Origin of the sequence: Pedobacter psychrophilus, assembly GCF_001652725.1 — a bacterium.
Lineage (GTDB): Bacteria > Bacteroidota > Bacteroidia > Sphingobacteriales > Sphingobacteriaceae > Pseudopedobacter > Pseudopedobacter psychrophilus.
In genome coordinates, this window is sequence record NZ_LWHJ01000029.1 from 108,636 (window position 1) to 129,262 (window position 20,627).

A 20,627-nucleotide genomic window follows, 5' to 3' on the forward strand; every position below is an offset into this window, starting at 1 on the left:
AAATCACACTATTTTTTATAAAAAGGGAACTTTACCACTTTAGCTTTGATCTTGTTATCCCTAATCTTGATAAAAATTTCTTGTCCTTCTTTTGCTAAATTTGCTTGTAAATATCCCATACCAATGGCCTTTTGTAAAGATGGAGATTGTGTACCAGAGGTTACTTTGCCAACATTGTTTCCATCAGCATCTACAATTTCATAATCATGACGAGGAATTCCTCTATCAATCATTTCAAAACCTATTAATTTTTTTGAAACGCCTTGTTGTTTTTGATTTTGCAAGGCTTCTGAATTGGTAAAATTTTTGGTGAATTTTGTAACCCAACCTAAGCCTGCTTCAATTGGGGAAGTGGTATCGTCAATATCATTTCCGTAAAGACAAAAACCCATTTCTAAACGCAAAGTATCTCTTGCAGCCAAACCAATAGGTTTAATCCCAAATTCTTCTCCTGCTTTAAATATGGCATCCCAAATTTCATCGGCGTGAGCATTATCAAAATAAAGTTCGAAACCGCCAGCGCCAGTATAACCTGTAGCAGAGATAATTACATTGTCAAAACCTGCAAATTTGCCTCTTTTAAATGTATAATATTCCATGCTGCTTAAATCAACATCAGTTAAAGATTGTAAAGCTTCGGCTGCTTTTGGACCTTGAACTGCTAGAAGCGAGGTACGATCAGAAATATTTTTCATCTCTACTCCTTCTGTGTTTAAAGAAGAAATCCAATCCCAATCCTTTTCAATATTTGAGGCATTAACAACCAACATATAGGTTTTATCGTCCATTTTGTAAACTAATAAATCGTCTACAATTCCTCCAGCTGCATTTGGCAAACAAGCGTATTGAATTTTGCCGTCAAATAATTTTGAAGCATCGTTTGAAGAAACTTTTTGAATTAAATCTAATGCTTTATCACCTTTTAAAATGAATTCGCCCATGTGGCTTACATCAAAAACACCAACTCCATTTCTTACCGTTTCATGTTCGATATTGATTCCAGCGTATTGTACAGGCATATTATATCCTGCAAAAGGAACCATTTTTGCGCCTAATGAGATGTGTTTATCTGTTAAAGCTGTTGTTTTCATTTTTTGTTGAGTATTGGGGATTGAGATTTGAGTATTGAGTATTTTAAGCGAAATTAAACAATTTTTAAATTGGCTTCGCCGATAAATCCTGATATATTTTTATGAGTGACAAACCCATTTTAGCCTGGTCATGATTTTTTTCTACTAATTTTTTTGCTCCTTCACCAATACGATGGATGAGGCTTTTTTCGGTGAAACATCTTAATATTTGTTTATAAAAATCATCGGATTTATCTGCAATTAAAATATCCCTATCATGCTGATAATTTATTCCTTCTGCAGCTATAGATGTGGCAATAATACATTTACCTAATGCCATTGCCTCGATAATTTTTACACGCATCCCACTGCCAGAAAGCAATGGAACAACCAGAACATGTTGTCTGCTTATAAATTCTAAGGCATTATCCACTTTGCCTTCCATAATAAAAGACTCATTGCTCATGATTTCAAACTGCTTAGGGATATTTTTGCCTGCCAAATGAAAAGTAATTCCCGAGCCTAATTGCAATATATTGGGCCAAACTTGTTCTAAAAACCAATCTACTCCTTCAATATTTGGTCGCCAATCCATAGAGCCAATATAGCCAACACTTTTATTAGGACTTAATTTGTATTCATTATCATATTTTTTGAGATTTAATGCAACAGATAAAGTATAAACCGGCACACTTTGAACCAAGCTTTCAAAAAAATGCTGATCTACAAAACTGATGGCAATTATCGTATCAAACTTGCTTAGTATATTAAACTCAAAACGTTTTAAACGCTTACTTAAAATCCCTAAATAAATTTTACGAGCTATGAAACTTTCTTGTTGGGTAAGTCTTTTCCAGATTTGATATTCAATGTTATGAGCTCGATATATCAATTTAGCATCAGAATTTGCTTTTATGATGTCTAGATATGGCGTAACCTGCAAACCTTCAAATTGGATGATATCAAATTGATTATTCTTTAATAAATGAACTAATCGGTTGGCGCAACCCGTATGAAAAAATCGGCTGATGTTATAAGATTGACTGCTAAAAAGATTTAAAAAAGCATCTTTTATTTTAATTCGGTTATCAATTTTATATTGATAGAATTTTATTTTAGGAAAAATCGGATCATCAATATCTCTTGTATCTATATAATGTTTGGTGGTATTTAAACTAAAGAGATGTACTTCGTAACCTTGGTTCAATAATGCTTCTATTGTGTTATGAACTACAATTGCGTAACCACCATCGGCAGGAAAAGGGACACGATTGGTTAGCATCAATATTCGCATAGAAGGCAAATTAATTAAAAAATAGATAATTGTGGATTTGTTACCCTAAATGTTTTACGATGGTAAGGACTAAATCCAATTTCGATTACTGTTTGCCTATGATGTTGTGTGGGATAACCTTTATTTTTTTTCCATTGGTAGACAGGAAACTCTTCATCAATTTGATGCATAAAATCATCACGATAAGTTTTTGCCAGGATTGATGCGGCAGCTATAGAAAAATATTTACCGTCTCCTTTTACAATGCACTCGTGATTAATATTTGGATAGGTTTTAAAACGATTACCATCGATGATTAAAAATTGAGGCTGAACTTTTAGCTTTTCTACTGCCCGGTGCATCGCCAAAAAAGAAGCGTTTAAGATATTTATTTTGTCAATTTCTTGATGATCTACCATCGCAACGGCAAATGCAATCGCATTTTTTTCTATTTCTACTCTTAATTTAAACCGGTCGCTTTCTTTAATCTGCTTAGAATCATTTAATAAAGGATGATGAAAATCTTGAGGCAAAATAACTGCAGCCGCAAAAACTGGACCCGCCAAACAACCTCTCCCGGCTTCATCGCAACCTGCTTCTATTAATTGATTTTGAAAATATGAAAGTAGCATGATTGCTAATTTAGGTTTATTTTATAAAATGCGATGTCCATTTCTATATTCACAAATCTATACTTCTGGATAATATACAATCTAAAATTTAACAAACTTTAGCTTTTAAAATGGTTTCCCAAAGTAAATCGGCTGTTTTATCCCAATTATATTCCTCGGCAACAGCCAAACCTTTTACAATTTTTTCGTTTTTAATTTCTTTATTTTCGATAGTGAAAATCATTTTTTCAGTTAATTCATCAACACTTAATGGCTCAAATAGGAAAGCCGCACCTTTTGAAATTTCTTCCATGGAAGTTCCTTTACTAGTAATTATTGGTGTGCCACAAGCAAAGGATTCTATAACTGGTAGACCAAAACCTTCAAACAAAGAAGTATAAATACTGGCTGTTGCAGATGCCAGAATTTTAGAAAGTTTGCTATCATCTAAAAATCCTTTAAATAAAATATCTTTTTTAAAACTCATGGATTTTAGATAATCCTCAATCTCTGAATTTTTCCAAGCCATTCTACCAACAAAAATTAATTGATGAGGATATTGAGGATTTTCAGTTTTAAACTTCTCAAAAGCTTTTAATAAGGTAATGATATTTTTGCGAGGATGAATACTTCCTAAACAGATAAAATAAGGATTTCCATTTGCTTCCTGTTCTATGATTTCGATTTTTTCTTTTTCACTTATGGGTTTAAAAACTGATGAAACTCCATTGTAAATCACGTCTATTTTTTGATGATCAATTCCATAAGTTTTTATCAAATCGTTTTTAGTGAAATTTGAAACAGTTGCAATTTTACTTGCTTGTTGAACAAATTTGGGAAAGAAATATTTATAATATTTCTGGGTTAGCCAATTTACTCCGTTAGGAAAATGTTCAAAGGCTATATCATGGATGACTGCAACTGTTTTGATATTTGTATTTAAAGGAAGAAATCCATCTGGAGAGAGAAATAAATCGATTTTTTCTTTTTTTAAGATTGCTGGTAAAAGCAATTGAAACCAAATGTAATATAGAAAAGGATGTCTTGCTTTTGGCGAAATAATGATAGGTTTTACATTAGTGGCAAATATAAAATCAGCATCATAATCTCTATCAAAACAAAAAATAAAGTCGATTTCGGGATGGTTTAAAACAATTCTTTTTAAATTTTCATAACTAAACCTACCAATGCCTTCTAGTTTGTTTTTTTGTAATAAACGAGTATTGACAGCTATCCGCAAGGTTTTAATTTTTGTTTAATGGCTAATATAAATCATTTAAAATATATTAGAACGGGCTATTTGATTTATTTCTTTACTTTGGAAATTAAATATGGTTGCTAAAAAATTTGCTGTTCAGGTAAGCTTACTTATTATAGTAAATTTAATAGTTAAGCTGGTTTGGATTTTTTTTATCGAACGTAAAATTCAATTACTGGTTGGCTTTGAAAATTACGGATTATACTACAGCATTTTTAATTTTACATTAATACTAGGCTTCATCAACGATCCTGGATTAACCAATTATCTCATCAGATTTCTCGCATCAAAAAATGAAAATTCATTTCAAATAGCCAATCTATTTTCATTGAAAATTTTACTTTCTATATCTTATTTGTTGCTCACATTATTATTCAGTTTTATAAGTGGTTATTCAAATTTTCAACTCATTTTTATTTTAATTGGATATCAAATATTATGGTCGTTTTTAATTTATTTAAGGGGATTTTTAAAGGGATATCAGTTTTTAAATGCTGAGGTTTTCTTCTCTATTTTAGATAAATTTTTATTAATTATTACGCTTGTTCCTTTATTTTATCTCAACAAAAACATTAACTGGACAATCAATTTATACGCTTTAAGTCAGTTGATAGCAGTTCTCATCAGTATTATTTTATGTTATTGGATATTAATAAGGCATAAAATCAATCTCTTTTTCAATATCAGTTTTAAGCTTAATTTTTCCGTTTTAAAACCATTAATGCCTTTTGCCATATTTGCCTTTTTGGTTTTGGCTTACAATAAAATTGATGTTGTTCTACTACAAAAACTATTGCCAAATGGTTCCTTAGCAACAGGCAATTATGCCGCTGCTTATCGCTTTTTAGATGCAAGTAATATGTTGCCTATTTTATTTGCTTCCTTATTTTATCCGGTGGTGAGTAAAAACATCATTGAAAAAAAACACATCGGTAATTTTATAAAACCAGGATTAAGCTTTTTAATTGCAATTTCATTAATCGTTTGTTTTGGAAGTTGGTTTTATAGAGAAAACTTAATGTCTCTCTTTTATGGAGCAAAAAGTTCTAAAGAATTGGCGAATATTTTTGGTTTCTTAATGTTTAGCGCTCCTTTGATTGTTATATATTATGTTTATAGTACGGTTCTAACTGCAAACAATAATCTCAAAATTTTAAATATCATATCTGCCATTGGTTTGGTTTTCAATATTTTATTAAATATTATTTTGATTCCCAATTACGGAGCTTTAGGCACTGCAATCACTTCTTTTTTTACTTTTCTTCTCATAGGTTTAACCGAGATCTATTTTTATTATCGATATTTTAAACAGCAAAATCATCTAAAAATTTGGCTTAAAGTTTTGTTATTTGGATTTCTGTTAATGTTATTGGGGAACTTTGTAAGTTATCTAAATATTGCTTGGATCATGGAATTCTCTGCTTTCGTAGTTATAGCCATAATTATTGCTTTAGTTTTAAAACTTTTTGATTATAAAGTTTTAAAAGGAATATTAAATGTAAACGGTTAAAATCATCATAAATCAAATAAATAACTAAATTCACGTCCTAAATTAAATAATGGAGGAACAAGAAAAAGCTTTAAACTTTATTGAAGTCGCAAAAGCTGGTATTCGCTACCGAAAGCATATTTTATTGATTACCCTAATTGGTGCCGCTATTGGTGTTGCCGTTAGTTTTATAATCAAACCAAAATACGAAGCTTATACCATTTTTTATACTCCGGCAAATACCTCTATTTCAAAATCGCTTTTAGCAGAGAATAACCTCGAGAATTTCATGAGCTATGGCGATGAAGATCAAATTGACCAAGTTTTAGAAATGCTGAGTTCTGATAATTTAAAAGATAAAGTAATCAGTAAATTTAACTTGAGCCAGCATTATAATATTGATACGGCCTCAAAATATCCAAAAACAAAAACAAGGAAACAGTTTGAGAGTAATACAGAGTTTAAGCGGACAGATAATCTTGCCATTAAAATTTCGGTAAAGGATGAAGATCCCGTTTTAGCAGCTGAAATGGCTAATTATATTTCGCTTTCGCTCGATAGTATTCGCACAAATATCCAACAAGGCAGGGCAAAACAAGCTTATCAAATTATTAAAAATCAATATCAAAAAAAGCAAATTGAAGTTGATTCTATTTTAATGCAATTAAGTGCAATAAGACAAACCGGAGTTTATGATTATGTGGAGCAATCTCGGGTTTTAAGTGAAGCGATTGTAAATGCAGAAACTTCTGTTGCGGCAGAAGAAGCAAGGGTAAAAGTTTATCAAAATTACGAGTCAAAATTGCCTGATACCACTATGATAAAGGCCAAAGGAAGATTAGCTGCTGCAAAGGCAACTTATCAATCCTTAAAACCAACGGTTAATAATTTTGGTAAACAAAGCGGTAAATATTTAGAGTTGGAAGCAGTTTATGAAAAGGAAAAAGAGTCTTTAGCAAACTTACAGATAAGATTAGAAAGTGCTGAAGTCGATTTTAAAGCCGCCATTTCTCAACAATTTTTGATTGAAAAAGCAAATGTTCCAGAAAAAAGCACTTACCCAAATAAAACATTAGTCGTCTTACTTTTTGCACTTTCCGCTTTTATTATTGCTTTGTTGACCATCTGCTATTTAGAATTTTTACGTCCTAAATTTCAATAATTGATGGTAGCAAATGCTGATGTTAAAAAACTATATGGCATAAGTATTTTAGGACTTTTATTGAGTGTATTTATTGCCTATTTTTTTTCAAGCTATTTCATTATTATTTTACCAACTACTTTTTTAATAGCGGGATTATTTCTTTTATCTATTGAAAGCATATTTTTAATCGTCGCTTTTTCTACGCCTTTCTCTATTAAATATTTAATTGGAACTTCTGGCATAAACCTGCCAGATGAGCCATTGATGATTGCTTTAATGTTACTTTTCATTGTTAAATTGATAGAAAAACCCGAACTTTTTAAGCCTATTTTAAAACAGCCATTAACTTTTATACTTTTATTAAACTTGATTTGGATTTTAATAACATCTATATCCAGTAGTTTACCAATTATCTCTTTTAAGTTTTTATTAGCCAGATTATGGACAGTTACTTTCGGATATTTTTGGGGAGCATTGCTTTTTCAAAATCCTAAAAACATTAAAAAATTTATGCTTGCTTTTGGATTAGGACTTTGCATTGTAGTGGTTTATAGTACTTATCATCATTATGGTTTTGGCTTTTCGCAAAAAAAAGCAATGCTGGTAATGAAACCTTTAATGGATGATCACACAATTTACAGTGCCGTTTGCAGTATGGTTTTGGCATTTTCTGTAACGATGATTTTTTTTAAGAATAGGTTTAGGGATAAATTTTTGTTCTTTTCAATTTCTTTGTTTTGCTTAATCGGGGTTTTTCTTTCTTATTCCAGAGCCGCAGTCTTGAGTTTAGTTTTTGTATTGGTTTTTCTCGTTTTATTGAAACTAAAAATCAGATTTAGAACCTTAGTTGGCTCTTTTGCAATATTAATGATCATTGGATTTATTTTCAATAATGAGATTTATCAAAGAATTAGACTTAACAACTCTGCTTCTGGAAAAAATTTGGTTGGCGATATAAAATCTATCTCTAATATTAATAACGATGCTTCTAACGTAGAAAGATTGAATAGATGGGAGTCAGGCTACCGTATGTTTAAAGAAAAACCGTTATTAGGTTTTGGACCAGGAACCTATCAATTTCAATATTCAGGATACCAAAAATCTCATCAAATGACCAGTATCAGCACTACTCATGGAGATATGGGAAATGCGCATAGTGAATATTTTACTCCTTTGATAGAAAGTGGAATTATAGGTTTTTTATTATTGATTTTACTTTTCGGATTTTCAATAGCCGTTTTAATGAGACTATATTATCATTCTAAAAATGAAAACATTAAAATGTATAGTTTGGCAATTTTATTAAGCCTACTAACTTATTATTTCCACGGTTTAATGAACGATTTTTTAGATCAGGATAAAGCAGCTGTTTTAGTTTGGGCTATGTTAGGAATGGTTACTTCTTTGAGTTTGAGGCAATCCTCTATTAATTAATCTTTAAAGAAAGTATCGTAATATCATCTGAAGCTTCTTCTTGATGTCTTAGTTCCTCAATTTTTTCTATGATGATATTATTGAGCTGTTTTAGCGGTTTATTTCGATTCTCAAACAATAGGTTCATTAAATTATCTTCTGTTAATGATTGTTCTTCATCCCCATCAAATTCTACAATTCCATCCGTATAATTAAAAATTATTGTATCCGGCTCAAGAATAAGTACACCTTGGTTTATAAAAGGAAGTTCATCGAAAGCCCCAATCATGGTTGTACCTTTAGCGAGGGTACTTATTTTATCTTTTTCGATAATTATAGACGCATTATGTCCAGCGTTAATGTAATTTAAAAGCCTGGTTTTATCATTATACATTCCGATAAAAAGCGTAATGAAACGATCGCCTTTGGTGTTTTTATATACGTTTGTATTTAATCTTTTTACCAATTCTGGTAAGCCAATATCTAGAGAAGCTAATGCCCTTAAACTAGCCTGGAAATTAGCCATAATTAATGCGGCAGAAATTCCTTTACCAGAAACATCTGCTACACACCATAAAAATTCATCGTTATTAAGCTGAATAAAATCAAAAAAATCGCCTCCAATACTTTGATGGGGACGATAAACAGAAGCAACATCTAAAAAAAGATTGTTTGGTAACTCTTGCGGAATTAACATATTTTGAACCTGACGAGCGAGTTCTACTTCTCTTGTTAAACGCTCTCGGTGTAAACGCTCTTTAAACAATTTCTTGTTTTCAAATGCAACTATAATTACGTTAATAAGTGTTTGAATATAATCTACGCTATTGTCTAATAATTTTTCTTCGTTTTTAAACTTTCCTACCAATACAAAAGCCAGTGTTTCTTCTTTATGATGAACAGGAATAAAATAATCGTAAGCGTTAAAGATAGGATTTGGATGTTTGGTTAATTGTTGAGGTACTTTACTTGGCAAAAGCTGATCTGCAATTAATTGTAAATCTTCAAACTCTTCTAATTCGTCACCAAAGTTTGATACACAATAGAATTGATCAATATTTTTAAGCATCAACCTAAACTTTTTAACTCTTAGGTTATTTTGCATAATCATTTCCAGCATTTCTATTAAACTCTGGCTGGGAACGTTGCTATTTATTGCTCTGGTGACTTCTAGGAGTGCGCTTAATTCGGCCTGCCTTTTTAAAAGAAGCTCAACAATATCTACTTGAGAGTCTGTTTCTGAAAAAGGATTCTGATCCTGCATTAGGTGGCGGTGAATTTATAAGTCTAATGTAATTATATATCCCTAAAAACGCAACTAAACATTAGTATTTTGTGATTTAATATCATACAGATCTCTTAACCCAATGGTTACGAGGTTAAATGCATAAACCATTAACATAATCATTAAACCAGGAACAAGCGCTAAATATGCACCATCCATAATAATATAGCCATAATGTTCTTTAATCATGCCTCCCCAAGTTGGCATTGGTGGTTGAGCCCCAAATCCTAAAAAGCTTAATCCAGCCTCTAATAAAATTGCAGAAGCAAAATTTGATGCTGTTACCACTAATATAGGACCTAAAATATTTGGTAATATGTGCTTATAAATTATTCTTGAATTTGAAAATCCTAAAGATTTAGCAGCTTCAATAAATTGTGCGTTTTTTAACGACATTACTTGTCCGCGTACCAATCTTGCAACTTCTACCCACATGGATAAACCTACTGCAATAAAAACTTGCCAAAATCCTTTTCCTAATGCAAAGGAAATAGCTATTACCAATAACAAGGCAGGTAAAGACCATAAAACATTCATCAACCAACTGATAAAAATATCGGCTTTGCCACCAAAATAACCTGCTATTGCACCTAAAGAAACCCCTAAAAACAAGCTGATTAATACCGCGACAAAACCAACCATTAGTGAAACTCTTGAGCCAATAATTACTCTACTCAATAAATCCCTACCGTAAACATCGGTTCCTAACCCATAGGTTCTTTTAAGAATATAATCTTCTTTTATCTTTTGTTGATTTTTTGTTCCGAAATTTTTTAAATCGATGCTTTTTAAATCACCTTTTTCTTCAGCTCCGACATACTCGTGATACTTGATGCTTTCTTTATTGAATTGATAATCATTAACAGGAATATAATCATACCTGGATGGTTGCCCAAAAAGCATTTTTTCTAAAAAATTAACATTTGAAGGTTGTGGATTTTTAGGGATTTTTAATATCGTAACTGTTTTTCCTGGCTTTTCTATATTTAATTGTAGGCTCATTTGGTTAGCCATAGGGCTATCATCTGGTGTGACTAAATATCCTAAAATGGCAATGATAGTTACTAAAACAATAAATACTAACCCAAAAAGTGAAAGCTTATTTTTACAGAACTTTTTCCATAAAGATTGATTGTTTTCCAAACTATCCAGATTAATTTACCATTCTATCCTTCCAATTGTATTTACCAGAATTACCGGCAAAACCGATATAAATAAGATATAAAGGATGGAGAAATGTAAGTAAAAATAAATGGAAAACCAGATGTTTCCTTTTTACAAAATTGGTAAGTAAATCTAAAAAGAAGAGTTCTGAAATAAATTTAATCGTGAATTGTACCGCAACTAATTTTAAGAAATCTGGATAAAAGAATGCCATTATAAGATTAGTTAACAGCGAAATATTAAAAAGCCAAACTGCAACCGCAACAAATATCAATTTTTTATCCTTGTATTTTACACTTTTACTGGCCCATCTTTTCCTTTGCTGGATAAATTCTTTCAAATTTGGTTTGCCATGGGTAAAAACTATCGCATCTGCGGATTTACAAAAACCAATAGTCCCAGGATGTGCAAAAGCAACTTTATGTAAAAACAATTCATCATCGCCAGAAGCTAATTCATCAATTCCCTTAAAACCGCCAAGCTCCACAAATACAGATTTTTTGTAAGCCAGATTTGCTCCATTGCAAGTAGACGGCATTTTATTCCCAATTCCGGCTGCTCCTAAACCTATCAAACACAAAAATTCAAGTGTTTGTAAACGTTCAAATAAAGATTTTTCTTCAAAGTAAACCACTGGCGAACTAATCAAGTTATAATTTCCAGTTTCAAACATGTTGACTATAGTAACTAACCAATCGGGTTTCATCCGGCAATCGGCATCAGTAGCTATTATTAATTCTCCTTCAGATAATTTTATCGCTTCTGCAATGGCTTTTTTCTTGTAAGAATTAAGTGGTTCTTTTTCATTGAGTTTGATCAGTTTTACACCTTGGCTCTCATAGCTACCTATAATCTCTGAAGTTCTATCTGTAGAATGGTCATCAACAATAATAATCTCCATTAATTCCTTCGGATAGTTTTGAGCCAGGATATCCTCAATGGTTAAATGAATTTTTTCTTCCTCATTTCTCGCGGCTATTAAAACTGAGATTTTTGTATGTGGAACAATACTATTTTTATTAAAATATGGAATTTTTTGCCATCCGCTGCGGAGGAACAAGATTAAAAAAGCGTAAAAAAAAGTAACTGCTAAAGAACAGATGCTAAGTATTATTATGATCAAAGAAATTGAGTTTAAAAACAAAATAAGACCCCAAAATAGCAGGGATAATTAAATTTACTAGCCAAATTAATGCTGCGGCTGCCATTACCGCAATTTCTTGATGGGTAATAAAACTGAAAAAATAAGTTGCAGTTAAACTCCTCACGCCAACATCAAGCAAATCTAACGAAGGTAAAGCAGATTGCACAAAAAATAATAATAAAACCATTAAAGCGGATTCATAGTATGGAATATTTGGAATTAATAAATGGATTATAAATAGATATTGTGTAGTAAATACTGCAAATCTGGCTAAACTATACAACATTACCTTTACCAGTTCTAACCTATGATACTCTCCTAAAACACTAAAAAAACTTTTAAATCTTTTTAAAAATCCAATACTGCTTAGAGATTTTTCTAGCCAACTGATATTGAAATAAAATAATAAAAAGAAAAAACAGAATCCCAATACCAACACACAAATAGCAACAAATAACCATTGATCTAATGGTTTAAAATTATAAATGAACCATAATAAAGCTAAAGCCCCTAAAACATTAGTAATTACCATTTGTGCAATTTGCCCAACACTCATGGCAACCATTCCTTTTATTCTTTTTCTTGGCGATAAAAAGAAAATTCTTCCGCCATATTCACCAATCCTATTTGGTGTAAAAATAGCCCAGGTTAAACCACAAAAAACTGATTCAACGGCCCGGTAAAAACTGATATCTTCTATTTTACTGATTAAAAATTTCCACTTGGCACTCTCTAATAACCAATTGACAAACATTAATAGAAGTATGATAACTATAGTTGCCCAAACTTTAACCTTACTTAAACGGTTTATTAAATTTAAGAAATTTGTAAGGTTGGTATTATCAGAAAGTTTATGATAGATAAAATAGGCCGCCAAAACAACTATAATTATCTTAAAACTGTACCCTAATATTTTTTTTTGATGACTGGTCAAACCTCCTTTGGATTTAATGCAATGTTAAGAATTTAGCTTAATATTGCCCTAATGTTGCGTGAAAAATCTAAGGAAAGAATAATTTTAGGTATAGATCCTGGCACTGCCGTAATGGGCTACGGCCTATTAAAAGAAACGGGTAGCAAAATAGAATTGATTAGTTTAGGAGTGGTAAAGATGACGCATTTAGATGATCATTTTTTAAAACTTCAACGCATTTTTGAGCGCACCACCTTATTAATTGAGCAATATAAACCAGATTGCATTGCATTAGAAGCGCCTTTCTATGGCAAAAACATTCAAGTGATGTTAAAATTAGGAAGAGCTCAAGGCGTTGCCATGGCCGCAGGTTTAGCTAAAGGTTTACCCATATTTGAATACTCCCCTAAAAAAATAAAACAATCTATCACTGGGAACGGCAACGCAACAAAAGAACAAGTTGCAGCTATGTTAAAACAACTATTAAAATTTGACGAAACTCCCGAATTTTTAGACGCAACTGACGGTTTAGGCGTCGCCGTTTGCCATTCTTTCCAAAAGATATCTAGTGCAGGAAGCGGAAAAAACTATAGTGGTTGGGAAGCTTTTGCAAAGGATAATACAAAAAGGGTAAAGTAGTTTTTTCTCGGAGATTTTGTGGTTAATTTCTCCCGCAGATTTCGGTGATTTTCGCAGAATTATATCAGCGGTAATTTGCGAAATCTGCGGGCAAAAAAAATTAAATCACAAGGTTAAAATTTTTATTCAAAACATTCTAAAATCCGCAAAGCAACTTCGCTTAATTCCTTTTCTGAAGGATTTAACTTTGGTTTACTGAAGTTCATATCATCAACATTATCCATCGGAATTAAATGAATATGAACATGAGGCACTTCTAAACCAATAACTGCTACACCAATTTTAGTACAAGGCACCGCTTTTTTTATTGCTTTAGCAACCACTTTTGCAAAAATCATTAAGCCGGCATAATTAGCGTCTTCCATATTAAAAATATAATCAATCTCATTTTTAGGGATCACTAATACATGTCCTTCCCTTAATGGATTGATATCTAAAAAAGCAAGATAATCTTCTGTCTCTGCTACTTTATGCGCAGGTATTTCTCCTGATATTATTTTACTGAATATACTCATTTTTCTAGGTGATAGTTTGTTAGATGGTTAGGTAGTTTGCTCGTTCTTGTGTCTTAATAATCAATACTGAGTACTTAATACTAACGACTAATCTCCAAGACCTCAAATTCCATTTTGCCTGCAGGTACCATAATCTCAATTTTATCACCTACAGATTTACCCAATAAACCTTGGGCTATTGGCGATTTTACGGAAATTTTTCCTGTCTTCATATCTGCTTCATTTTCTGCAACTAATTGATAAGTCATCGTAGCGCCGTTTTTAACATTTTTAATCTTCACAATTGAAAGTGCTAAAATTTTAGATAAATCTAATTTCGATTCATCAATTAAACGGGCAGAAGCTAAAGTATTACCCAATTGAGCAATTTTAGTCTCATGTAAACCTTGAGCTTCTTTTGCAGCATCATATTCTGCATTTTCAGAAAGATCACCTTTATCTCTTGCCTCTGCTATAGCTGCAGATATTTTTTTTCTACCTTCTGTTTTTAGGTAGTGTAATTCTTCTTTAAGTTTATTTAAACCTTCTTGGGTAAAATAGGATACATCCGTCATCTTCTTCCTTATTATAATGGTTATTGACTAAAAGAGCCCGGACAATGCCAAGCTCTAAAAAACAAACAAGACTATATATACTTTTCGCATACATAGTCTTGCTCTTGTTGTTACACGAAGATATAAATTTTGATTTTATATTTCCAAATTTTTCAACTTATCTGCTAAAACCTCCGATATTTTACGGTAAGAATCAAAAGTCCAACCTCCAATATGTGGAGTTAAAAGAACTTTTCCATTAGCGATTAAATCTTTGTAAAATTCTGCATCGGTTAGCAATGGAAATTTTTCAGCCTCCAAAACATCTAATCCTGCTCCTAAAATCTTTCCTTCTTTAATAGCTTTTAAAACTGATTGCGTATTTACAATCTCGCCTCTCGCTGCATTTAAAAAGAAAAACGGACGACGAAAATGACGAAAATACTCATCATCAATCATCTGTTTTGTTTCTCTAGTCAACGGAATATGTAAACTTACCACATCACTATATTTTACAATCTCTTCCATGCTGGCCTCCTTCGCATGATCATCTGTAAAGCGAGTTTTATATTTATCGTAAGCTAAAACCTTAACATCAAAACCTTTTAGTTTTTTGGCAAAGGCTGCTCCATTATTTCCATAGCCAATAATTCCAACGGTTTTTCCCATCAATTCATAACCGCGGTTTCCTTCACGTTCCCAAATCCCATTTCTTATTTCAGTATCTGCTTTTCTAAAATTATTCATTAAAGAAAGCAACATTCCCACACAATGTTCTCCAACTGCGTCTCTGTTTCCTTCTGGAGCATTCATCAGTTGAATATTTTTTTCATCGGCATAAGCCACATCAATATTATCCATCCCGGCACCTGCCCTGGCAACAAACTTTAAGTTTGGTGCAACATCTATTATTTCTTTATCAACTCTAAATTTTGTTCTGATTGCTAAGCCTTGATAATTTTTTAAAATTTCCAAAACCTCTGCCTTTTTTATTTGCGGACGGTCATCCACCTCAAAACCCATTTCTTCAGCTGCAATTCTAAAAGCAGGGTGTAAATCATCAACGATTAATATTTTTTTCATTTGCCTCATCCTAAATCCTTCTCCAAAGGGGAAGGACTTGCTTATATTGCTTTTAACTTTTCTGTAATTAAATTCGTCAAATCTATAAAGTCCGTAACACTTAAGCGCTCAGCCCTTAATGTCCAAACCTTGCTTTCATCTTGTTTTTCTTTTGGGATAATTCCCGATACTGCATTGCTTAAAGTTTTTCTTCGTTGATTAAAACCCGCTTTAACCACTTGCCAAAATAATTTTTCATCGCAACCTAAATCTTTTACCTCATTTCTGCTTAACCTGATAACGGCAGAAGTAACTTTTGGTGGCGGATTAAAAACTCCCGGTTTAACCGTAAAAAGATATTCGCATTTATAATAAGCTTGCAAAAAAACACTCAAAATACCATATTCTTTAGTTCCCGCTTTTGCCGTACAACGCTCGGCAACTTCTTTTTGAAACATGCCTACAACTTCCGGAACCTGATTTCTATTGTCTAAAACCTTAAAAAGAATTTGCGAGCTGATGTTGTAGGGAAAGTTCCCGATTATCGCAAAAGAAGAAGCAAAAACATCCTTAAAATTAAGTTTTAAAAAATCTTCATTTAAAAGTTTATCGCCTAATTCTGGATATTTTTTTTGAAGAAATAAAAACGACTCTGTGTCAATATCAATCAAATGAGTTTCAAAATCCTTCTTCTGTAATAAAAAGTCAGAAAGCACTCCCATTCCTGGTCCAACTTCTAAAACTTGTTGGTATTTAGCATGATGAATAAGACTGTTGACAATTTTTTCGGCGATATTTTTATCCGTTAAAAAATGCTGTCCCAGATGCTTTTTCGCTTTAACTACACTCATTTATTTGTAAAGATGAGCTACAAATTACGGAAAGTTTAATCTTTAAAATCAACATTAGTTTCAAAATCTTTATTTTGCAAGAAAATTTAGAAAAAACATTTTTGTATGAGCGAGTTGTTAAAAGTTGGAATTTCTATTGGCGATGTAAACGGAATAGGTTTAGAAGTGATCATGAAAACACTTTCAGAATCTGAAGTATATAAATATTGTACGCCAATTGTATACGGACATACAAAAGTTGCTTCTTTCCATAGAAAGGCGGCAGGCATTCAAGAATTTATTTTTCAAGTCGTACAAAATCCAGATCAAGCTCATGATGGTAAAGCTAACATGATTAATTGCTGGGAAGAAGATGTTAAAATTGAATTAGGAACTGCAAACGAAATAGGAGGTAAATACGCCTTTTTATCTTTAAAAAGAGCTACTGAGGATTTAATTTCAGGGAAAATTGATGCGTTGGTTACTGCACCAATTAATAAACATAATATCCAAAGCGAAGAATTTAAATTTAGTGGTCATACAGAATACATTCAGGCAATGGCAGGTTCTCCAGATTCTTTAATGTTTTTAGTAAGCAATGCGCTCAAAGTTGGCGTAGTAACTGGTCATATCCCTTTAAGAGACGTGGCTTCAAGTATTAGTCAAGAATCCATACTTTCTAAATTAAGGTTAATGCATCATTCCCTAAAATATGATTTTTGGATAGAAAAGCCGAAAATTGCTGTTTTAGGTTTAAATCCGCATGCTGGTGATGGTGGCTTAATTGGACAAGAAGAATCTGAAATAATTTTGCCTGCTATTGAAAAAGCAAAGGAAGAAGGCATTTTCGCATTTGGCGCTTACCCAGCAGATGGTTTTTTTGGAAATAGAGCATTTGACCAATTCGATGCAATTTTAGCAATGTATCACGATCAAGGATTAATTCCTTTCAAATCCATTTCTTTTCATCATGGAGTTAATTTTACAGCAGGATTGCCAGTGGTAAGAACTTCGCCCGATCATGGTACTGGTTACGATATCGCAGGTAAAAATATGGCTTCCCCAAGTTCTTTTAGAGATGCCCTTTTTGAAGCTTGTCACATCATCAAAAGAAGAAGAGAGCAAACCAATTTATTAGAAAATACACTTCCTTTTTCAAGGTTTAGCAGAGATAGAGATTAAAAAAATTAAATAAAGTATTTAGATTTTGGGCGCTTTAACTCATTATGTACTTTATCTTTTATAGAATTTGCAAAGTGTTTTATTGAAAAAAGAATGCTGTTTGTATAATTAACGCAACTAATTGGCTAAAAATCCTTTTTTAAAAAAAACTTTCCACCTCAATAAATTTTCCTAAATTTGCAGGCTTAATTGTCGAACTTTGAAATCGCTAAAACAATATTCTATCCCATATACGGGATTAAAAATTGGGCATCATGAATTTAATTATGAAGTGGGTGGCTTATTTTTTAAAGAGTTTGAATATTCTTTAGTAAAAAATGGGACTTTAAAAGTGGATGTTTTTTTAGAAAAACAAGAAACTTTAATGGTTTTAGATTTTCATGTGTGGGGCTTAATTGAGGTTAATTGCGATAAATGTTTATCAGATTTTCCTTACTCAATTGACACAAAGGATAGGCTGATTGCTAAATTTACAGAATCCGATGAATTAAGTGACACCGAAGAGGTAATAACACTGAGTAAAAAAGATATAGAGATTGATGTTTCTTCATTTATATATGAAATCATTAACTTAGCCGCCCCTTACGTAAACGTTTGCGAAGATCCGGGCAATACAGATGCATGTGACCAAGAAACTCTTGCTAAGTTAGAAGAGCTTTCAACGTCAGAAGAAGATAGTGATGATAAAGATCCTCGCTGGGATATATTAAAGAGTATTAGAAAAAATTAAAATAGGAAAAAATGGCACATCCAAAACGAAAAATCTCCAAATCAAGAAGAGATAAGAGAAGAACTCATTATAAAGCAGTAACACCAACTTTATGGGTAGATAAAGAAACTGGAGCAACTCATTTGCCACATAGAGCTTATAACGTAGACGGTAATCTTTACTTTAAAGGTAAATTGCTAATAGAAAACACTTCTATAGCTTAGTAAAATTTATGGATAATCCTTGTGTGAACTTTCAAATTAAAAGAAAGAAAAATTACACAAGGATTCTTTATTTAATGCAAAGAATAAAGCTTTAATTTTTTGGTTTATTTTTTGTTAATGCTTAAAAGCTATTTAAATATAAATAAATGAATTTAAGCAGTTTCTCTTACTTACCTCAACTATGTAGATGAAGATTGGCTTAGATATCATGGGCGGAGATTACGCTCCCAAAGCAACAGTTTTAGGGGCAATAGCAGCACATCAAAATCTTTCTGAAAACCAGCATTTAGTGCTTTTTGGAGATAAAAATGAAGCTATTCCAATCCTAAAAGAGCAAAATTTCAATCCTGATCATTTCGAATTTGTACATACCACCGAGGTAATTGGGATGGGTGAACATCCTACAAAAGCTATTGTACAAAAACCTAATTCTAGTATTTCTGTAGGTTTTCAAATGTTAAAAGAAGGCAAAATAGACGCTTTTGCTTCTGCCGGAAATACTGGAGCTATGTTAGTTGGCGCTATGTTTAGTGTTAAAGCAATACAAGGCGTTTTAAGGCCTGCTATATCTGCAATTATTCCCAAAGAAAAAGGTGGTTTTGCAATTTTATTAGATGCTGGTGCTAATGCGGATTGCAAACCAGAGCATTTAACGCAATTTGGGATAATGGGAAGTTTATTCTCTAAATACGTTTACCAAATAGAAATACCTAAAGTAGGTTTAATGAATTTGGGAGAAGAAGCAGAAAAAGGAAACCTTATAACGCAAACTACTTATCCTCTTTTAAAAGAAACAGCTCAAATAAATTTTATCGGAAATATAGAGGGCAGAGATTTATTTAATGACAAAGCAGATGTGATAGTTTGTGATGGATTTACAGGGAATATTATTTTAAAACTTGCAGAATCTTTTTATGTATTAACGCTAAAAAGAGGTTTAAAGGATGAGTTTTTTGATAGATTTAATTATGAACAGTATGGAGGTAGCCCAATTTTAGGCGTTAACGCTCCAGTAATGATTGGGCATGGTATTTCAAGTCCTGAAGCAATAAAAAACATGATTTTACATTCTAAAAATATGGTAGAATCTAAAATAATTGAGCGTTTTCAAAACGCTTTCAATTCATAAAACACCTTAAAAATTATGAGTAAAATTCATGCTGCAATAACAGCTGTTAATGGTTACGTTCCCGATTATATTTTAACTAATCAGGAATTAGAGACCATGGTTGAAACTAATGATGAGTGGATTACGAGTAGAACTGGAATTAAAGAAAGAAGAATTTTAAAAGGAGAAGGTAAAGGAGTTACCGATATGGCGGTTCCTGCTGTAGAAGGATTATTAAAGAAGAGGGGAATAAGTGCCGATGAACTAGATTTAATTATTTTTTGTACCTCTACTCCAGACATGCCGTTTCCGGCAAGTGCAAATATTTTAGCCGATAAAATTGGTGCAAAAAATGCTTGGGGATATGATTTGCAAGCAGCCTGTTCAGGATTTTTGTTTGGTTTAGCAACTGCTTCACAATTTATAGAATCTGGTAAACATAAAAAAGTTTTAGTAGTTGGTGGAGATAAAATGTCATCAATTATCAATTACGAAGATCGTGTAACCTGTATTATTTTTGGGGATGGTTGCGGGGCTGCCTTACTTGAGCCAAATACAGAAGGATATGGAATTATTGATTCTATATTAAAGAGTGATGGTTCTGGAAAGCCGTTTCTACATCAAAAAGCTGGGGGATCCGCCAGACCGGCAACTCATGAAACAGTTGACGCAAAAGAACATGCTGTACATCAGGAAGGACAAGCAGTTTTTAAGTTTGCCGTTACCAATATGGCAGATGTAGCTGCAGAGATTATGGATAAAAATAACCTTACACCAGAAGATGTAGATTGGTTAGTTCCTCATCAGGCAAATAAAAGAATAATTGACGCAACCGCAAATAGAATGGGTATTGGGTCAGAAAAAGTAATGATCAATATTGAGCGTTACGGAAATACTACAAATGGAACAATCCCATTATGCTTATGGGAATGGGAAAGTAAACTTAAGAAGGGAGATAATTTAATATTAGCTGCTTTTGGAGGAGGATTTACCTGGGGTTCTATTTATTTGAAATGGGCTTACTAACATTTTATTTTGTAGATAATTACTATATTAGATTT

Annotated in this window: 22 protein-coding genes; 9 read left to right on the forward strand and 13 right to left on the reverse strand. The window is 32.2% G+C overall.

From position 1 onward, the window contains the following. Window positions 1-8 precede the first annotated feature (8 nt). The 4 genes from gcvT to A5893_RS12765 all read right to left on the reverse strand — a co-directional run bounded on the left by gcvT (window position 9) and on the right by A5893_RS12765 (window position 4,194). The gene (gcvT, locus tag A5893_RS12750; RefSeq protein ID WP_068822966.1) at window positions 9-1,091 is read right to left on the reverse strand and encodes a glycine cleavage system aminomethyltransferase GcvT; all 1,083 of its coding nucleotides are present in this window, start codon (window positions 1,089-1,091) and stop codon (window positions 9-11) included. A 64-nt stretch (window positions 1,092-1,155) separates the two neighbouring features. Next, window positions 1,156-2,352: a glycosyltransferase family 4 protein gene (locus A5893_RS12755; protein WP_232456859.1), complete on the reverse strand. Its 1,197-nt coding sequence runs from the start codon at window positions 2,350-2,352 to the stop codon at window positions 1,156-1,158. Window positions 2,353-2,378: 26 nt separating this feature from the next. Continuing rightward, complete coding sequence (locus A5893_RS12760) at window positions 2,379-2,975, reverse strand: ribonuclease HII (protein ID WP_068822968.1); 597 nt, start codon at window positions 2,973-2,975, stop codon at window positions 2,379-2,381. 88 nt (window positions 2,976-3,063) lie between these two features. Beyond that, window positions 3,064-4,194 (reverse strand): glycosyltransferase family 4 protein, encoded by a 1,131-nt coding sequence (locus tag A5893_RS12765; protein WP_068822969.1) that lies wholly within the window; start codon window positions 4,192-4,194, stop codon window positions 3,064-3,066. A gap of 91 nt (window positions 4,195-4,285) precedes the next feature. Here A5893_RS12765 and A5893_RS12770 point away from each other — a divergent pair, with 91 nt between their 5' ends. Next, window positions 4,286-5,722, forward strand: a complete 1,437-nt coding sequence (locus tag A5893_RS12770; RefSeq protein WP_068822970.1) for an oligosaccharide flippase family protein — start codon at window positions 4,286-4,288, stop codon at window positions 5,720-5,722. Between the two features lie 49 nt (window positions 5,723-5,771). After that, window positions 5,772-6,863: a Wzz/FepE/Etk N-terminal domain-containing protein gene (locus A5893_RS12775; RefSeq protein WP_068822971.1), complete on the forward strand. Its 1,092-nt coding sequence runs from the start codon at window positions 5,772-5,774 to the stop codon at window positions 6,861-6,863. 92 nt (window positions 6,864-6,955) lie between these two features. On the opposite strand, the gene A5893_RS17905 is transcribed toward A5893_RS12775, so the two are convergent. Continuing rightward, window positions 6,956-7,135: a hypothetical protein gene (locus A5893_RS17905; protein WP_198342327.1), complete on the reverse strand. Its 180-nt coding sequence runs from the start codon at window positions 7,133-7,135 to the stop codon at window positions 6,956-6,958. On the opposite strand from A5893_RS17905, the gene A5893_RS12780 reads away from it, so the two are divergent. After that, complete coding sequence (locus A5893_RS12780) at window positions 7,122-8,279, forward strand: O-antigen ligase family protein (RefSeq protein ID WP_198342328.1); 1,158 nt, start codon at window positions 7,122-7,124, stop codon at window positions 8,277-8,279. The genes A5893_RS17905 and A5893_RS12780 overlap by 14 nt on opposite strands. Here the strand turns inward: A5893_RS12780 and A5893_RS12785 are convergent. From A5893_RS12785 to A5893_RS12800, 4 genes are read right to left on the reverse strand one after another with little or no spacing between them, the layout of a single operon-like run. Continuing rightward, complete coding sequence (locus A5893_RS12785) at window positions 8,272-9,522, reverse strand: PP2C family protein-serine/threonine phosphatase (RefSeq protein ID WP_068822973.1); 1,251 nt, start codon at window positions 9,520-9,522, stop codon at window positions 8,272-8,274. The genes A5893_RS12780 and A5893_RS12785 overlap by 8 nt on opposite strands. A 54-nt stretch (window positions 9,523-9,576) precedes the next feature. Continuing rightward, window positions 9,577-10,686 (reverse strand): ABC transporter permease, encoded by a 1,110-nt coding sequence (locus A5893_RS12790; RefSeq protein WP_068822974.1) that lies wholly within the window; start codon window positions 10,684-10,686, stop codon window positions 9,577-9,579. 10 nt (window positions 10,687-10,696) lie between these two features. Beyond that, window positions 10,697-11,767: a glycosyltransferase family 2 protein gene (locus A5893_RS12795; protein ID WP_317040597.1), complete on the reverse strand. Its 1,071-nt coding sequence runs from the start codon at window positions 11,765-11,767 to the stop codon at window positions 10,697-10,699. Window positions 11,768-11,810: 43 nt separating this feature from the next. Beyond that, window positions 11,811-12,785, reverse strand: a complete 975-nt coding sequence (locus A5893_RS12800; protein WP_068822975.1) for a lysylphosphatidylglycerol synthase domain-containing protein — start codon at window positions 12,783-12,785, stop codon at window positions 11,811-11,813. A gap of 51 nt (window positions 12,786-12,836) precedes the next feature. Between A5893_RS12800 and ruvC the strand changes: the two genes are divergently transcribed. Next, window positions 12,837-13,403 (forward strand): crossover junction endodeoxyribonuclease RuvC, encoded by a 567-nt coding sequence (gene ruvC, locus A5893_RS12805; protein WP_068822976.1) that lies wholly within the window; start codon window positions 12,837-12,839, stop codon window positions 13,401-13,403. 122 nt (window positions 13,404-13,525) lie between these two features. Here the strand turns inward: ruvC and A5893_RS12810 are convergent, their stop codons facing one another. The 4 genes from A5893_RS12810 to rsmA all read right to left on the reverse strand — a co-directional run bounded on the left by A5893_RS12810 (window position 13,526) and on the right by rsmA (window position 16,364). Next, window positions 13,526-13,918 (reverse strand): HIT family protein, encoded by a 393-nt coding sequence (locus A5893_RS12810; RefSeq protein ID WP_068822977.1) that lies wholly within the window; start codon window positions 13,916-13,918, stop codon window positions 13,526-13,528. An 80-nt stretch (window positions 13,919-13,998) separates the two neighbouring features. Further along, on the reverse strand, window positions 13,999-14,472 hold the full coding sequence (greA, locus tag A5893_RS12815; protein WP_068822978.1) for a transcription elongation factor GreA: 474 nt from the start codon (window positions 14,470-14,472) through the stop codon (window positions 13,999-14,001). Window positions 14,473-14,607: 135 nt separating this feature from the next. Further along, on the reverse strand, window positions 14,608-15,534 hold the full coding sequence (locus tag A5893_RS12820; protein ID WP_068822979.1) for an NAD(P)-dependent oxidoreductase: 927 nt from the start codon (window positions 15,532-15,534) through the stop codon (window positions 14,608-14,610). A gap of 41 nt (window positions 15,535-15,575) precedes the next feature. Next, window positions 15,576-16,364 carry a 16S rRNA (adenine(1518)-N(6)/adenine(1519)-N(6))-dimethyltransferase RsmA gene (rsmA, locus tag A5893_RS12825; protein ID WP_068822980.1) on the reverse strand — a complete coding sequence of 263 codons (789 nt, stop codon included), beginning with the start codon at window positions 16,362-16,364 and terminating at the stop codon, window positions 15,576-15,578. Window positions 16,365-16,469: 105 nt separating this feature from the next. On the opposite strand from rsmA, the gene pdxA reads away from it, so the two are divergent. From pdxA to A5893_RS12850, 5 genes are all read left to right on the forward strand, one after another. Then, window positions 16,470-17,525, forward strand: coding sequence for a 4-hydroxythreonine-4-phosphate dehydrogenase PdxA (gene pdxA / locus A5893_RS12830; protein WP_068822981.1), 1,056 nt, complete (start codon window positions 16,470-16,472; stop codon window positions 17,523-17,525). Window positions 17,526-17,724: 199 nt separating this feature from the next. Beyond that, complete coding sequence (locus A5893_RS12835) at window positions 17,725-18,255, forward strand: YceD family protein (protein ID WP_068822982.1); 531 nt, start codon at window positions 17,725-17,727, stop codon at window positions 18,253-18,255. 11 nt (window positions 18,256-18,266) lie between these two features. After that, a complete protein-coding gene (gene rpmF, locus A5893_RS12840) occupies window positions 18,267-18,458 on the forward strand; it encodes a 50S ribosomal protein L32 (protein ID WP_068822983.1) in 192 nt (63 codons plus the stop codon). A gap of 187 nt (window positions 18,459-18,645) precedes the next feature. Continuing rightward, entirely contained in the window at window positions 18,646-19,587 is a 942-nt protein-coding gene (plsX, locus tag A5893_RS12845; protein WP_068822984.1) for a phosphate acyltransferase PlsX, read from the forward strand. 15 nt (window positions 19,588-19,602) lie between these two features. Beyond that, on the forward strand, window positions 19,603-20,592 hold the full coding sequence (locus A5893_RS12850) for a beta-ketoacyl-ACP synthase III (protein ID WP_068822985.1): 990 nt from the start codon (window positions 19,603-19,605) through the stop codon (window positions 20,590-20,592). Window positions 20,593-20,627: the final 35 nt, after the last annotated feature.